This is a genomic window from Paenibacillus sp. FSL W8-0194, from assembly GCF_037969745.1.
Classification (GTDB): Bacteria; Bacillota; Bacilli; order Paenibacillales; family Paenibacillaceae; genus Paenibacillus_AQ; species Paenibacillus_AQ cookii.
On record NZ_CP150205.1, the window covers coordinates 3,624,672 to 3,639,728 of the forward strand.

General features: G+C 53.7%; 12 protein-coding genes and 2 pseudogenes. 4 read left to right on the forward strand and 10 right to left on the reverse strand.

Annotated elements, in window-relative coordinates; genetic code table 11:
* Positions 1-113: 113 nt before the first annotated feature.
* Positions 114-704, forward strand: coding sequence for an NAD(P)H oxidoreductase (locus MKY58_RS16315; protein WP_339321216.1), 591 nt, complete (start codon positions 114-116; stop codon positions 702-704).
* A gap of 423 nt (positions 705-1,127) precedes the next feature.
* Here the strand turns inward: MKY58_RS16315 and MKY58_RS16320 are convergent, their stop codons facing one another.
* The 8 genes and pseudogenes from MKY58_RS16320 to MKY58_RS16355 all read right to left on the reverse strand — a co-directional run bounded on the left by MKY58_RS16320 (position 1,128) and on the right by MKY58_RS16355 (position 5,168).
* Positions 1,128-1,520, reverse strand: a complete 393-nt coding sequence (locus MKY58_RS16320) for a hypothetical protein (RefSeq protein ID WP_339321217.1) — start codon at positions 1,518-1,520, stop codon at positions 1,128-1,130.
* Positions 1,521-1,577: 57 nt separating this feature from the next.
* On the reverse strand, positions 1,578-1,730 hold the full coding sequence (locus MKY58_RS16325) for a hypothetical protein (RefSeq protein WP_339321218.1): 153 nt from the start codon (positions 1,728-1,730) through the stop codon (positions 1,578-1,580).
* Positions 1,731-1,751: 21 nt separating this feature from the next.
* Positions 1,752-2,135 (reverse strand): VOC family protein, encoded by a 384-nt coding sequence (locus MKY58_RS16330; protein WP_339321219.1) that lies wholly within the window; start codon positions 2,133-2,135, stop codon positions 1,752-1,754.
* A gap of 17 nt (positions 2,136-2,152) precedes the next feature.
* Positions 2,153-2,668 carry a GrpB family protein gene (locus MKY58_RS16335; RefSeq protein WP_339321220.1) on the reverse strand — a complete coding sequence of 172 codons (516 nt, stop codon included), beginning with the start codon at positions 2,666-2,668 and terminating at the stop codon, positions 2,153-2,155.
* 39 nt (positions 2,669-2,707) lie between these two features.
* Complete coding sequence (locus MKY58_RS16340; protein ID WP_339325180.1) at positions 2,708-3,304, reverse strand: class I SAM-dependent methyltransferase; 597 nt, start codon at positions 3,302-3,304, stop codon at positions 2,708-2,710.
* A complete protein-coding gene (locus tag MKY58_RS16345) occupies positions 3,304-3,843 on the reverse strand; it encodes an HAD-IIIA family hydrolase (RefSeq protein WP_339321221.1) in 540 nt (179 codons plus the stop codon). Before MKY58_RS16345 ends, MKY58_RS16340 begins: the two co-directional genes overlap by 1 nt.
* 271 nt (positions 3,844-4,114) lie before the next feature.
* A pseudogene (locus MKY58_RS16350) lies at positions 4,115-4,210 on the reverse strand (L-2-haloalkanoic acid dehalogenase); the annotation flags it as partial.
* Positions 4,211-4,337: 127 nt separating this feature from the next.
* The gene (locus tag MKY58_RS16355; protein ID WP_339321222.1) at positions 4,338-5,168 is read right to left on the reverse strand and encodes a helix-turn-helix domain-containing protein; all 831 of its coding nucleotides are present in this window, start codon (positions 5,166-5,168) and stop codon (positions 4,338-4,340) included.
* Between the two features lie 134 nt (positions 5,169-5,302).
* Between MKY58_RS16355 and MKY58_RS16360 the strand changes: the two genes are divergently transcribed.
* The 3 genes from MKY58_RS16360 (at position 5,303) to MKY58_RS16370 (ending at position 8,325) form a co-directional block, all read left to right on the forward strand.
* Positions 5,303-6,586, forward strand: coding sequence for a Gfo/Idh/MocA family oxidoreductase (locus MKY58_RS16360; protein ID WP_339321223.1), 1,284 nt, complete (start codon positions 5,303-5,305; stop codon positions 6,584-6,586).
* 34 nt (positions 6,587-6,620) lie between these two features.
* Positions 6,621-7,268, forward strand: coding sequence for a GerAB/ArcD/ProY family transporter (locus MKY58_RS16365; RefSeq protein ID WP_339321224.1), 648 nt, complete (start codon positions 6,621-6,623; stop codon positions 7,266-7,268).
* A gap of 166 nt (positions 7,269-7,434) precedes the next feature.
* Positions 7,435-8,325, forward strand: a complete 891-nt coding sequence (locus MKY58_RS16370; protein ID WP_339321225.1) for an AraC family transcriptional regulator — start codon at positions 7,435-7,437, stop codon at positions 8,323-8,325.
* A gap of 110 nt (positions 8,326-8,435) precedes the next feature.
* Here MKY58_RS16370 and MKY58_RS16375 read toward each other — a convergent pair.
* Positions 8,436-10,408: pseudogene (locus tag MKY58_RS16375) on the reverse strand (beta-L-arabinofuranosidase domain-containing protein).
* Positions 10,409-10,434: 26 nt separating this feature from the next.
* A complete protein-coding gene (locus tag MKY58_RS16380) occupies positions 10,435-15,042 on the reverse strand; it encodes a discoidin domain-containing protein (RefSeq protein WP_339321226.1) in 4,608 nt (1,535 codons plus the stop codon).
* Positions 15,043-15,057: the final 15 nt, after the last annotated feature.

Consider the following 15,057-nt stretch of genomic DNA (forward strand, 5'->3'; position numbering starts at 1 on the left):
ATATCACTTTAAAGTGTCTATATCACCAAAAAGTAAGTACTTCCCATTTTTCACAGCATACCTGATAATTTTACCGTAATCTTATGAAATTTGAGAGAGGGAAGGTGACATCGATGAAAATTTTGACGGTTGTATCGCATCCACGGGTGAACTCCTTAACCTTTTCCGTGACAGAGAGATTTATCCAGGGACTTGCCGACGCCGGGCACGAAATCGAGGTGCTGGATCTGCATCGCAGCGGCTTCAATCCCGTGTTGTGGGAAGCCGACGAGCCGGATTGGTCTTCGGATCACAAAGTCTATTCGCCTGAGGTGGAAGCGGAGATGGCACGAATGAAACGGCACGACGCGCTTGCCTTTATTTTCCCGATATGGTGGTACGGCCTGCCGGCCATGCTGAAAGGATATATCGACCGGGTATGGAACAACGGGTATGCTTACGGCGCAAGTCACCTGCATCATCAACAAGTTCTGTGGCTTGGTCTGGCGGGAGCCCCGAAAGAGCACTTCGAGAAGAGGCAGTACGATACGTTGCTCTCCCAGCATCTGAACGTCGGCATAGCCGATTACTGCGGAATCTCGAACAGCCGGGTTGAGATCCTGTACGATACGCTGGATTCCAGGCCGGAAGTTATCGATACCCTCCTGACGCGAGCTTATCATTTGGGACGGCATTACGACAACGTTTCAGAGGCTGTGAATTAATCGGGAGGCGTTGCGGAAATCCGGGTCCGGCTCGAATGCACAGTCTTTGCTCAGCCGCTCGGACAGCTGGCGCATGACTCTCAAGCGGTGGTTTTTCAGGTTATGGTGAAGAATCGGGCAATGGTTTGAAAAAGCATCGTTCAGCCCTGCCCGGCCTTGGCCGGATGGGGCTTTTGTTAACCCTTTTGTTTCTCCCACTTCCCCTTTAAGGCTATCGAATCCTCTAACAAGATCTCAAGCAAAACACGAAAAATTCGCCTTGGCTTGATCAATATCTGGCAACATCCCCGCCCGCCTTCAGCAATAGAGTTACCGTATCCTCTTCCGAAGCGTCATAGGCATACAAGCCGCGACTTGAAACCGATACATATTTACGACCAACGAATCCGAAAAAAAAAGCCGTACGGATGACCATCCATACGGCTACTGCTGCTCCCAGTCTGTCTCGCCAAGACATGCCTTCACCGACCGCTCCAGCACGTCAATGACCTCGTCAAATCGCAGCATTTCCAGCGCCTCGTCTTTGGTTTCATCCTTCAGCGCAAAATCGGACCGCAAGTCCCCGATCAGTTCCGGAAGATACGTATAGTCGATCTCGTCGATGCGGACGGCTTCCGTTTCAAGCGGCTTGCAAACCAATGCATAATGATCGATAAGCCTCCCGTTCAGCCGCCGAAAATCCCTGTAATATTGTTCCTGGGCTTTTTTCTTTTCCGGCTGGGGCAGCCATTTAATTTTTTTGTAATAAATCTCTTTCACCCAAATGTCGTCCGAGATCAAATGATAGAAATAACCGAGAAAAAAAGGATCTTTCATGTGGTGCTCGTATTTTTGGCAAAAACCGCGGTAATCACAGGCAAATTCCGAATCCGTCTAGAGAATGATGAAATGGGACTCCTTTTTCGGCGCATTCATGTATTTATGGACGTCGGGCGCAATGCCGCCCAGCAAAAATTGATCGTCATCGATGCCCAGTTCCCGGGCCAGCAGCGTGGAGATGCAGTAGTGCATCACTCTCGATCCCATAAACGTATCCCCCCATTCCGGTTAGTCATTCGGCTGAATGACCCCCCACATGTTTCCGCTTGGATCGATAAATTTAAGCACCCATCCGAAGCCTTCATTTTGGTAAAACGTAATTTCGACGCCGAGTTCGTGCAGATGATCATGCAAAACGTGGATCTGGTCCGTGTTGTACAGCAATACGGGCATCGTTTGGCCGTTCACCGAGAAATTCGCGTCGGTTACGTCTTTTGTCTCCCATAACATGAGCATGGGCCCTTCTTGGAGCGTGAGAAACGCATGGCCATGTTCTTCGGAGACACCCAGCACTTGAAAGCCGAGATGGGAGACGTACCATTCTACGGCTTCGGATACACGTTTGACCGGGATTTGCATATGCTCCAATGTTTTGAGGACGGATTTACTCATATCGAACACCTCGCTGGTTATGATTTTTCGGCGCGTGCACACGCGATGATTTTGCGGATCAGCGGACCCTTCGCTTCGGTATATTTCGCCCGGTCGTGCGGGTGCTGCTCCGCGAACTCCTGTTTCAATCGGCCATATTCCTTTAGAGCCTCCGGATGGCGGATCAAATAATCGCGAAACAAGAGCTGGGTGTTCCAATGTTCGCCCCCGTGCCGATAGATATGCAAATGATGGGTCCCCGCCCGCCACTCGCCCCGGCGGAAAAACCTTCTTTCCGGAAAGTGCGGATGATCGACAAAATGGTATCCGATCCTCTCCAATCTGTCATGGTGCACAGGAGTGATTTCGTCCAAAGCAGAAACGCCGGCCATGATGTCGATGATCGGCTTCGCCCCGAGGCCGGGGACGGCCGTGCTGCCGATATGCTCGATCCCGAGCACGATGCCGTCCAGCGCCTCGGCGATTTTCATTTTTTCCTGCTCGAATTCCAAAGCCCATTGCGGGTTATATTTGCTTATAATCACTTGTTCCATCTGACTGCTCCATTCTGCCTTTATTGCATACAAGATTCTCTATTTGGCTTTTCGTATTTTCATGATAAAAAATCGGATGTTCGAAAAACGATCGTACGTTTCCACCTTCTCCGTCTCCATGCGCCATTGGGGAAGCAAGTCCAGCAGCTTGTCTTTGCGGTCATCCTGATCAAAATCCATATACATTAAAGTGCCGCCGGGTTTCAATATTTCGCCGATTTTCTCGAATGTTCTTCCGAAAACTCCGATTTCGTTCAAGGTGGAGCCAATCATCGTCACAAGGTCAAACTCCCCTGCCGGCAAATCGCAGGTTACAAAATCGCCGCAAACCACCGTCGAAGGATTTGGATGCCCTTCCCGCGCCTGCCTGTAACCAAACAGTCCGCAAATGTCCGGATCGATGTCCATGCTTGTCAGCTTGCCGAACCCATGTAACCGGTACCCCAAATAATCATCCCATTCTCCCACGCCAATGCCGATGTTGCAGGCTTTGATTCCCTTAAACGCTTCAAAATGCCGTATAAAAAAGTCGCGCGTCTCCAGCTCAAGATACAGGCTTGGGGCGGACAAATTCCATTGGTAGGCTTCCGGCTCCCGCATGTTCAAATAATATTGCAAAAGATTCGCATCGTTCATCACGCTAGTTCACGCCCTACGATCCATTGAACGGCCTCCAAAATATCCGCGGCCACAAAATCCGGCTCCGTTTCCTTCCAGCGGTCGCGAAAAGCGCCCAATGAGCCTTCGCCCCAGCCTGTTTTCACCAAAATCTTTTGAGCCCCCACTTGATGCGCCGCCAGCAGATCCGTGCTCCCTACATCCCCGATGACGACGCATTTCGTTAAATCCAGGCCATGTTCTGCCGAAGCCCGATGCAGCATCCCCGGTTTCGGTTTCCTGCATTCGCATTCTTCCGACATCCCGTGCGGGCATATGTAAGCCCCGTCAAACCCGTAGGCTTTAAACTGGTTTTCAAATTGCTCGATCGTCGCCTCTCCCCGAGAAATCCGGTGCTGATTCGTAAAAGCAAACACCTTGATGCGGCTTGCTTTCAATAGATCAATCGCCCTTTGCGCATTCGGATATAGCGTAAAATCGTCCGGGTGAAGAAAATGGCCCGTCCCGCCGATCGTTCCGTCGCGGTCGATAAACACCGCTTCGATTTTGCTTCCCATAGTTTGCGCGGCCTCCTAACCCTTTTTCAATTCTTTTAGCGTTTGGTTGATCTGATCCAACGATTGTTGCATCTGTTCCATCCGCCGAAGTCCGGAATACTGGTTTCCAATCACTCCGGCGAAAGCGACAATCAACACAATGACAAGCAATAAGATCACCGAAGATCTTCCCTTTCCGCTCATGAGCGGCGTAAACGACGAAACCCGGCCTTGAATCTCGGATGTCGAAGGTCGGGTTCTCGGTTTGTAAGCGTTTTGCTTTTATGTAAAGGGGGTTGACTCCCAAACGGTGCAATGACCTCTGGAATATTTCGGCATCGGGCTTCCGAATCCCTTCCGTTTCGGAGATCAAAATTTCGTCGAAGTAATCCCGATTCCCAAACCAGGGACATGATTCATCCGAAAAGACCGCGGCGCCGAGAGGACGGATTTTCTCGTTTGGACCGATGCGTAAATACCGTAAATAACCCGCCGTTCGCGCGAACCAAGCCAGGTTATAGATCCTTGACGTTGGCCGGCAAAGCCTGCTGAAGCTTGCGGTATCGCAAGGGCGAACAGCCGTTCATTTTCCTGAACAGCTTATGGAAATTCGCGACCGTCCCGATGCCGGTTTGTTCCGCCACCTCGATCATTTTGAGATTCGTCTCCCGGAGCAGCCGCTGCGCCTCCCGGATGCGCACCAGCTGGACATATTCGGCGAAACCGAATCCCGTGCACCGCTTGAATGTGCGGCTCAGGTAATACGGACTCACGAAAAACCGTTCCGCCACATCTTTCAGATGCAGCTCCTCCCGGTAATGGGTGCCGACGTATTCGGCGACCTCCGACATCGTTTGGTGCAGGGCGGACGGCTGCGCCTCCGGCTCCCCCCGCTCCGCTTGCGCTCGGAACACGTGCACCAGCAGCTGCTTCAGAAGCGATTCCAGCATGACGTCCCGCCCCGGCGAGCAGCCCTTCGCTTCGGCGACCAATTCCCGCACGAGCGCCTCCCCCTTGTACTGCTCCTGCGGAGGAAAGGTTATGACCCCGCTCCGCCCGGTCAACCCTAGTCCTTCAAGCAGCCCCGCGGCGAAATTGATGACGACCCGTTCATGCTTCGGCGCCCCCGCATCGATCGTCCGGTGAAGCTCCTCCTTTTCGATAAACACGAAGCTTCCCCGTTTTACCCGGTAGGTCCGGTCCCGGATGAAATAATCCCGCTCCCCGCTAAACAAATAATAAAGCTCATACCCTTGATGCATGTGCTGGCTTGTCATGCTGTAAAAACCGGTTCGCTCCACATGATCGATCTGAATCGTTCCGGCCGAATTATGGAAAATGTTCATACCGCGCCTCCAATAGTGCAAAAATTGCGACTTTTCAAGCGAATTGAGCAATATTTATAGACGATTATACTCTATTTGCTGCGTTACAGTAGAAGAAAAGGACCTATCCTTAGTTCTAAAAAAGGAGGCTTCCCATGAAAAAAAAGTACGCCCTCATCGGCACCGGCGGCCGGGCGGTTTTCTTCTACGGGGCACTGGCCAAAGACTTCCGCGAGACGTCCCGCCTCGTCGCCTTCTGCGACACGAACCAAACGCGGATGAACTACGCCAACAGGCTGCTGCGCGAGCGGTTTAACCACCCTGAGGTTCCAACCTATAAAGCCCGCGAATTCGAGCAAATGATTCTCCGCGAGCAGCCGGACACGGTCATCGTGACGACGATCGACCGAACGCATCATACGTACATCATAAGAGCGATGGAGCTCGGCTGCGACGTCATTTCGGAAAAACCGATGACCGTGGACCAAGAGAAATGCCAGGACATTTTGGACGCGGTCAAACGGACCGGCAAGCAGCTTCGCGTCACGTTCAACTACCGTTACGCCCCGCACAACACCAAAATCCGCGAGCTCATCATGAACGGCGCCATCGGGGACGTGCATTCCGTTCATTTCGAATGGCTGCTTAATACGGAGCACGGCGCGGATTATTTTCGCCGCTGGCATCGCGACAAACGCAACAGCGGAGGCCTGCTCGTGCACAAATCGACCCATCACTTCGATCTGGTCAACTTCTGGCTCGGCTCCCGGCCCCAAACGGTGTACGCGCAGGGTTCCTTAATGTTCTACGGCAAGGAAAACGCGGAAAAACGCGGCGTGACCGAATTCTACAGCCGGGCCCGCGGCAGCGAAATCGCAAAAAACGACCCGTTTGCGCTCGACCTGGAGAAAAGTCCGGAGCTCCAAGGACTATATGCGGACGCGGAGCATGAAGACGGCTACTACCGGGACCAAAGCGTGTTTGGCGACGGCATCAGCATCGAAGATACGATGGGCGTCTTGGTCCGCTACAAAAACAAAGCGATCATGACCTATTCGCTGAACTGCTACATGCCTTGGGAAGGATTCCAGGTCAACCTTAATGGCTCTAAAGGCCGCATCGAAATGAAAGTCGTGGAGAAATCATACGTCAATTCAGGCGGCAAAAAGGAAGACGAGGGGGCGCTGCAGACGAAAAGCATCAAGGTGATCCCGATGTTCGGGGAAGCGTACGAGGCCGAAATCGTCGAAGGCGCGGGCGGCCACGGCGGCGGCGACCCTGTCATGCTGAACGACATTTTCGGCGTGCCGGCGGAAGATCCGTTTAAGCGCGCGGCTTCGCACATCGACGGGGCGATGTCGATCCTGACCGGGATAGCGGGCAACCGGTCGATGAGCACCGGACTTCCGGTGAACGTCGACGACTTGGTGAAGTTTTAACACAAACGAATGACGATCCAAATAAAATACGTTAATGGACATACCTCCTAGGACGATTTCTAGGATGGACCGTCTCCTGCCGGTCATGGAACACGGACTGCTCCCGATCCTGGAACAAGCGATTCCGGAAGTCAACAGTTTTCCGTTCGGCCAGATCGTCGTCTTTTTGATGTTTTGGAGCCATTTGAACGAAAAACGGAAAATGGTCCGGGTATCCGTTTATTCGTATCTCTTCGTCGGGGTCCTCCTGCTGCTGTTTAATGTTCTGAATCTGGCGATTCTGGATCCCTCGATTACGTCGATTACGACGTTTCCATTATTGCGGTCCGTCCGTCTGATCCAAATCGCCAATTTTCTCGAACGGCTCGACCCCGTGATCATTCTCCTCATATACATCGGCATTTTCGTGAAAATGACGGCGTTTTATTTGGGGGCCGTGCTGGGCCTCGCCAATCTCGTCCGGATCAGCCGCCTCAAGCTGACGGTCGTCGTCGGGGCCGCGATCTACGGCATGAACTTTTTGGCCCCGAATTTTATTTATCACGTTTGGATCGGCTTTGCCCAAAACTTGAAATACCATTTCCCCATCTTTCAAATTTGTATCCCCGCGCTGCTGGCGGCGATCATCTTCTGCAAGTCATGGAACCATAAAAAAAAGAAACGGGCGAAACAACCGTCATAAGCCGGTATTCCGCCCTTCCCTTTTCCCCTCAACCGAATGCCTGCCATGCTTCCGATCAAGCTTTCCTCTTCCTTTCCGTCTTCGCCCATTATAATATAATGGAAAAGATGTGAAGCAAGCGTTTACATCTCATGCATACCTTGTAACCACGATAGAAGGAGCCCATATGGAAACGCCAATCTTTCACTTTATTTCCCCGCCGATCCCATACTTTATCGATTGCGGCAAAGCCCAGTTCAACGCCGGGGAAAAACATATCAGCCGCAGCGGCATCGGCGTCTTTGATCTCATCGTCGGCATGAAAGGAGCCCTGTCCGTCGGGGAAGACGGAAACGAATGGGTGGTGCGGAAAGGGGACATTCTCGTATTAAGGCCGGACGGCCGTCACTACGGACTTGCCCCGTGCACCGAAGAGACGGTAATTACGTGGATTCATTTTCAAACCTTCGGCAGCTGGCAGGAAGGAAGCTGCATGGACGACTGTCTAGCGGGACAATCCGGACTCATTGAAAATCACAAGAAAAACGCCTACCTGAACCATTGCGACGTAAACTCCATTTTTATCCCGAAGTATTCCAAAATATCGGAGAAAGCGCTGGAGGACATCGAGCAGTTTTTCCAGCTGGACCAGGAACCCAAGTCTTTGCGCAACTGGAAGCGCCAATCCACCTTTCAATTGCTGCTGCAGCATCTGGACCGGGACCTGACGTCGCTCTCCGATGCGACCGCGATCCAAATCGCCGACAAGATCGAGTGGTACATCCGCCAGCATTACAAAGAACAAGTCAGCAATTCGTCCTTGCGCGAAGCCTTTAATTACCATCCCAACTACCTGGCCAAAAACATGCTGAAAGTGTACGGCATGACGCCGATGGAGTATTTGCAGCACTACCGGATCGAGCAAGCGAAAAAGCTGCTGCTTCAGACTTCCTGGACGGTTGCGAAAATCGCCGAAGAGACCGGTTATCAGTCGGTTTCGTATTTTTCGGCGACCTTTGCCCGCAGGGAAGGGATCTCCCCTTCCGAATTCAGGCGAAAATTCATTACGCATGGTTGACCCTTGCATCGAGGGCTTCCATCCCGATTCAGGTTACTGTGCGATGCCCGGATAAATGATGAAAAAAGCGGCATGGCCGACTGCTTCGCCTGCCATACCGCTTACATCCGTTATTGTTCCCTCACCCACACCCTCATTTCGCCTTCGCCGCGGTTGGCCCACGCATAATACGGAATGAACTTGGCCTTAACGGGACGATAATCCGACAGTTCCCACCCGCTGTAGAGGCTTTCGCCCCACTTCTCCTCGTTCAAACGCAGGGCATCGGCTTCGATCGCGACCATGCCGCCAAGCAGCTCTTCTTCCAGCATGCTGAGGCCGGCCTCTTTCGGAAGCACCAGCTGATGCAAATGTTTCCCGTTATCCGCCTCCTCCAGGCAGTAAACCAAAGGTCCCCGTTGGATGGCGACTCTGCCTGCATTCGCTTGGACCGCAGGGTGGCTGTGAACCCTCATGACCGGCATTTCCAAAGACAACGCGATAACGTCCGAAGGCCTCCACTCGCGCTTGATGACGGCGTATCCGTTGACGACCTCCAGGCTGTCCGCGGGAATCGTCTGGCCGTTCACGCGAACCGATGCATTTCCGCCGCACCAGTGCGGAATACGGAGCGCCACCGCGAAGTGCCGTGCCTGTTCCGGAGACACTTCGATGGTGATGTCGCCCTGCCAAGGATACCGGGACTCCTGCTTCAGCATCACGTGGGTGCCGTTCACCTTCAGGTTGGCTTCGCCCCCGATGTATAAATGGTGATAAATCGTATCGCCCTGCACCGAATAAATGTAACTGCCTAACGAAGAGAGCAGCCGGGCGATATTCGGCGGACAGCAGGCGCAGCCGAACCATTCCTGGCGGACAGGCTTCACGTGGTCGTAATTTTTGTTTTTACCTCCGCAGGATTTCGGGTTCACTTCAAGCGGATTGACGTAGAAAAAATGTTTTCCGTCCCGCGACATCCCCGCGATCACCGTGTTGTAAAGCGCCCGTTCCATAACGTCGGCAAACTGCGCGTCTTGCTTGATCTGCAACATGCGGCGAGCGAAAAAGATCAGGCCGATCGATGCGCAGGTTTCCGCATAAACGGTATCGTTCGGCAAGTCGTAGTCGTAGGAAAACGCTTCGCCGTGAACCATCGATCCAATGCCGCCGGTAATGTACATTTGACGGGATACGATGTTGTCCCACAGCCGCAGGCATGCATCCAGCATCTCTTGGTCGTTTTTCCTTGCGGCCACGTCGGCCATGCGGCGAGCATATAAACAAGCCGCACGGCATGGCCGACCGCCTTATCCTGCTCGCGGACGGGGAGATGGCTTTGGTTGTATTCCAGGTCCGTCGCCATGTTCAGCCCCGGAAAATGCGTTTGTCCCCCGCGTTCATGCAGCTGCTGTTCGAAAAAGCTAAGCTTTTGCCCGCGTTCATTCAGAAAATAGGCGCTTAAGTCCAAATATCGTTCATTTCCGGTCGCTTCGTAAAGCTTGACGAGCGCCAGCTCGATCTCCTGGTGGCCGTCATAACCGCGCAGCTTGCCCGGTTCGTTCCCGAACACGCTGTCGATATAATCCGCGAACCGGATCACGACGTCCAGCAGCTTCCGTTTCCCTGTTGCCCGGTAATAAGCTACACCCGCTTCGATCAGGTGCCCCGCGCAATACAGCTCGTGGCATTCGGCGAGATTGGTCCATCTGGCCCCCGGCTCTTTCAGCGTAAAATAAGTATTCACGTAACCGTCTTCCTGCTGCGCGAGCGCAATGATGTCGATCATGCCGTCCGCCAGCTGCTCCAACTCCGGATCCGGCCTTGTTTCCAGCAAGTATGCAGCGGCTTCCAGCCATTTGGCCACATCGCTGTCCTGGAAAACCATGCCGTAGAATTCGCCGTCCATGAGACCGGCCGCGATTTTGAAGTTGGCGACCGCCCCGCTCGGCTCGGCGCTGTTCACCCGGTCGTTCAGCGCTTCCCATTGGTAGGGCACGACCACGTTCCGGACCAGATCGATGTAATAGCTCCAAAACGGATCTTCGATTTTGAAATTGGACAGGCGCGCATTCCGCGCCGTTTCCGTCGTTTCGGACTGATGCATAAGATGTTCCTCCCAAGTCGTAAAAACTATTTTTGAATGTTAAAGGTGTCCAAGGCTGTCTTCAGGCGCTCTGCAGCTGCCTTTATATCTCCTTCGGTCGCCGATTTGTCGTCAGCGGCGGTTTGAGCCGATGCGAGAGCATCCTTCAACGCTTTCCATTGCTCCGGCGCGGCCTCATATTGCTCCTCGTGATCCAAAACCCCGCGCGCCTGGCCGATCAAAGCTTTCAACTCTGACTTGTCGTACGTGACGGTAATCCGGCAGCTGGCCGATTGTTCGGTCCCTTCCACGCGTCCGAGGACGACGAAGGAATGCGCCGTCGTCAGCTCGTTATACGGAACCTCATTCCAGGTGACCGGTTTGGTGCCTTTCGTTTGGTCCGCAAACGTGACGTTGACGGTGGCCGGAAGCTGCGGAACGACGCCGATGACGGTTTCGGCTTCCACGGGATCAATGCTCAAAACCGGCTTGTTCGAGCCGCTGCCCGGATTTCCGGCAACCGCCTCCGGACCGAGTACCCGCCACTCCTTCACGCCGGTCCAAGCTCCGGACTGCCTGATCAAATGGAGGCGGAGTTTCGTCGTCGTGATTTCATCGAAGGTGACGTCGTTAAAACTGTCCTTGTTCATCGCTTTTCCGGACAATCCGGTCACCGGTTTGAATTCTTTTGCCGTTTCGTCCCAGTACTCCAAGGAATAATCGGCCGGAACCTGAACGCCGCCGCCGTCGTCGTAAAAGTAGATCGAGCTTTGCGACAGCTTCACGGGCCGATCCCATGTATACAGCAGCCAATGGGACTCGGCCGGGCCGGCCCAGTTGCCGTATTGCACCTCATCCTCCGGTTTGCCGATGCTTGCTGACGTATAAGGGATGTATCCGTCATTGACGCCGGCAATGGATTCCCACGGCGATAAGTAGGAAGTGGTCGCCTTGGCGAGCAGCGCGACGTTTTTCACTTGAAGCCCGTCTGACGCCTGCTTCAGTTTCGCCCGAACCGCCTCAACCTGCTCCCGCGTATAATCCTTGCCCGCAAGCAATGTCTTCGCTTCGGTTAAAGCCGTTTGCAGCGCATCCCAGGATTCCGGCGTGAAATCGTCCTTGTTCCGGACAATTTTCCCGTTGTCCCTTGGTGCATAGGCAGTAATCATATCGGCAATGTCCTGGGTCGGAACGGAAACGGTAATATGCACGTCAATTGTCGTTTCCTTTTCCCCGTCGCTGACGGTCAACGTATAAACGTAGGTGCCGACGTCATGGAACACGGCCTTCAATTCGGCCCGATCCGTCTGCATTTCTTCCACGCTGCCGCTGCCTGACGTTTTGCTCCATCGATAGATCAGCTCCTTGCCCGACAATCCGTCATCGTATATGGCGGGCAGGATCGATACGGTTTCATCCTGCGCGGCCGTCCGTTCGGTCTGTCCAATGTACGCCTTCGGCGCCTGGTTGACCGCCGGGGCTACGTTTTTAAGCTTGTTGTCGTAGATCTGCACTTCCTTGATTCCCGTCTGGGCATCAAGCGCATGCGTTACTCTGAGGCGAATGGCCTGCGTTTTCACCGTTTCGAACTCGACGTTGTTATAGTTGGAGGCGATCGTTTCGGGATAACGGGTTTGCCCTGGAACCGGCTTCCACGTGTTCCCGTCCGCATCTAAATATTCGAGCAGGAACTGCTGCGGCGTGCCGTAGCCCCCTTCGAGCCGGTCGTTGTAGAAATACACTTTGACGTTGTTGACCGGTTTCTTTTTCCCGAAATCGAACGTGACCGTGTCGCTTGGATTCGGACTTCCTCCGAGCAGCGCCGTATTCCCCGCATGGTCCGTCGAGGCGATCGTCGATCCGTCGGCCAAACGTTTGATATCCGATTCGGGGCTCACGTAAGTCGACGTAATCGTCGTTCCGGAAGCCATGGCCAGGTTTTCGCCTTGATGCTGAAGATCAATCCCGGCTTTGTTGAACAGGTCCACCACCCGCGGCTCGCCGGCAAGCGACGTGTCCTTCACGGAGGCGACGCGTTCCTTTTTCCCCTTTTTCTCGTACCAGATCTGCGTGTTCGCATTATTGCCCGCTGCGCCTTCGATATCCGATTTCGGAAGCTCCGCTTTCCCCGTTTTCGTATCGTAAATGACGTGGGACATTTCGCTTGTCGTCAGCACGCGCTCCCCGTTGATAAAGAGCGAAAAACCTGCCGGAATGCCTTTGTAATACGGATTGTTTTGGTATTTGGCCGGGTCCTGCCATACGATGGACAGGTTGGCGTCATGGTAACGCACGTTGTCCACCACAAAATGGTCGTAATCGATGCCGATCGGCCACAGCTCGATTTTGTCGTCGGTTCTTGGCTGAATCCCTGCGATATCCTCCATGACCGTGTAATTCATCATGCCGAGCGTATCGTGGTGAATCCATGATCTGACCATGTCCCCGCTCGGGTTCGGCGGATTGTCCTTGGTCCACTGCGTGCCGAAAAAGTAGTTTTCCAGCCAAAAGAACTCGTTGGAGTCCAGGTGGTCGGTATTCCCCGGTTCTACGGTATGCAGCCATGCACCCCATTCGAACAGCTTTTTGTAAGTGTCCGCATTGATGTTGTCCACAGGGTAATGCCTCAATGACGCCCTAATCGTATTGATGTAATTGCCGAAATTGCACCAGGCGAATTGGTCCGTGCCATAGGCGTCGGTCTTCCCGTCCACGAATGCCTGCACCCTTTTCATGATGCTGTGCTGGTCCGCCGTGAAAAACGGAAAAATCGGATAATATTGCGGATCGCCGTAGTCGGACAGCTGGGTCAAATATTTGGACTGGTAGCCGTTCTCTTTCGCCGTCGGCACGACGCCGAAATTAAACACGAACATGTTGTTGTCCCTCCAAGGGACGAAGGTATCGACGCCGTTTACGATTTTTTTGTGGAGGAAGCTGCCTTCTCCCTTCGTGTCCGCTTTCCCGTCGCCGTCGAAATCCGCGCTGTCGAACCACATCTCGCCCAAAATGCTGCTGCGGATGTTGCCCGCAAGTTCGCGTTCCTTGTTGGCCTTGCTTTGGTCCCCAAGCTCGTCGTACATCTCCGCCGCAGCAACCGCGTTGGCATACGTCGTTGAGGTGCCGTCCAGCCGGGCGTAATTGCCCCCGCCGTTCCAATGCATCGATACCGTATCCCCGTCGTTGCCGGTAATCGGGGCGTGATTGTAATAGACAAGGTATGGATTGGTGCCCTTGAAGTGCTCCAGCGTTCCGGTCACGTCATTCGCGGAAATATCGGCAAACTTCTTCAGCAGCTTGTTCCCGCCGCCGTAGATTTTATAAGCTTCCCATCCCACTTGGGAGGTGTTCTGCATCATGTCCCAGGTCCAGATGTTCGGGCGGCCCGGGTTGTTTTTGTAGTTTTTGTTTTCCGAATATTCCCCTTGCGCGAGCCAGGTGCCGTAGGCATACGCCGGGTTTCGCAGCCATTTGAGGTCCTGCATCGCCCATGGGACGCTGACGGTAATGCCGTTGTTGTATCCGAGCACGCCTTCCATGTTCATCGGGAACTGCCAGTCGTTCCCCGGGATGTTGGCTTCCAGCAGGTTAAACCGGTTGCACCACCAGCGGTAATAAAGCACCTTTTTTACGTTTTCGTCGGGAATGTCGATGTACGGAATGTTGTCGGCCCACCACTCGTTGTATTCCTTCACTTGACGTTCGAAAGCTTCGTCGTTGTCGGCCATCTTTTTGTATTCTTCGTATTGCGTCTTCGATTTCGGGATTTCGTCGGCGAGCCAGCCCATCGTGATTTTTTGCGAGGCGGTGCCGCCGGCCGGGACGACGATTTCCTTCACCAATCCTTGACCGCCCGGTTTCATGCCGTTCCCGCTGAGACGGACGTCGACATAGGACATCGCCTTGACGAACTTGCTGCCGTCGGTGCCGATCATAAGCGGGGCAGCTACGCGTTTGCCAACCATTTCGTCCCCTTCGGCGACGGGGGCAAACGGAGACTTGACCTGGATCGTCAGCTTGACGTCTTCCGAAGTCGGATTATGAAAGTCCAGCAGCGTCACCGCCGAGTTGTAATAGGTGATGAATTTCTTTTGATGTACCTGCAGCGCTCCGCTCGTGTATGTCTGATCCTCATGGCTCGGATAATTTTTTCTCGCGTTTTTGTCTTCGCGGACGTCGCCGATGGACAAGCTGACCGAATACATCACATCCTGGTTGAGCGTATCCGCGTAATACACCTTCCCGGCAAATCCCAGCTTCGTATTGTCCTGGGTTTTCATGAACAAGGCGCTCCCGCGGCTGAACAACGTGTTGGCGCCGCCCTCATCGTCGATGTCGTCCGGAATGACGCCTTTGTTGACGAGCAGGGAATCAAGCCAGGGCAAATCCTGATGGTCTTTCTTAAACGCTTCAAAATCGAAATTTTCGATGGTTTTCATCATTTGACCCACGGTTTGGCTGCTGAAATCGACGCCTTCGCTTGCAAATTTGTTGCCGCTGTCCCATGTGGCCGTTCCGAAATCATGCCCTACGCCCGGGACCTCGAATCCCGTCGTATAATTCGCCAACGCGGCCGATGCCGCGCCGCCGGACGCAAGCGCCACGCTGATGAGGGCCGCCGCCCCTTTTCCAAGCCATGTTTTGCCTGTTTTCACGTGTATCCATGCCTC

Excerpts from the sequence above, each read along its gene's own strand:
- MKY58_RS16335 (WP_339321220.1), bottom strand. The coding sequence starts at position 2,668 with ATGGAACAAGTGATTATAAGCAAATATAACCCGCAATGGGCTTTGGAA.
- MKY58_RS16330 (WP_339321219.1), bottom strand. The coding sequence starts at position 2,135 with ATGAGTAAATCCGTCCTCAAAACATTGGAGCATATGCAAATCCCGGTC.
- MKY58_RS16320 (WP_339321217.1), bottom strand. The coding sequence starts at position 1,520 with ATGAAAGATCCTTTTTTTCTCGGTTATTTCTATCATTTGATCTCGGAC.
- MKY58_RS16365 (WP_339321224.1), top strand. The coding sequence starts at position 6,621 with ATGGACATACCTCCTAGGACGATTTCTAGGATGGACCGTCTCCTGCCG.
- MKY58_RS16370 (WP_339321225.1), top strand. The coding sequence starts at position 7,435 with ATGGAAACGCCAATCTTTCACTTTATTTCCCCGCCGATCCCATACTTT.
- MKY58_RS16345 (WP_339321221.1), bottom strand. The coding sequence starts at position 3,843 with ATGGGAAGCAAAATCGAAGCGGTGTTTATCGACCGCGACGGAACGATC.
- MKY58_RS16340 (WP_339325180.1), bottom strand. The coding sequence starts at position 3,304 with ATGAACGATGCGAATCTTTTGCAATATTATTTGAACATGCGGGAGCCG.
- MKY58_RS16355 (WP_339321222.1), bottom strand. The coding sequence starts at position 5,168 with ATGAACATTTTCCATAATTCGGCCGGAACGATTCAGATCGATCATGTG.
- MKY58_RS16315 (WP_339321216.1), top strand. The coding sequence starts at position 114 with ATGAAAATTTTGACGGTTGTATCGCATCCACGGGTGAACTCCTTAACC.
- MKY58_RS16325 (WP_339321218.1), bottom strand. The coding sequence starts at position 1,730 with ATGGGATCGAGAGTGATGCACTACTGCATCTCCACGCTGCTGGCCCGG.
- MKY58_RS16360 (WP_339321223.1), top strand. The coding sequence starts at position 5,303 with ATGAAAAAAAAGTACGCCCTCATCGGCACCGGCGGCCGGGCGGTTTTC.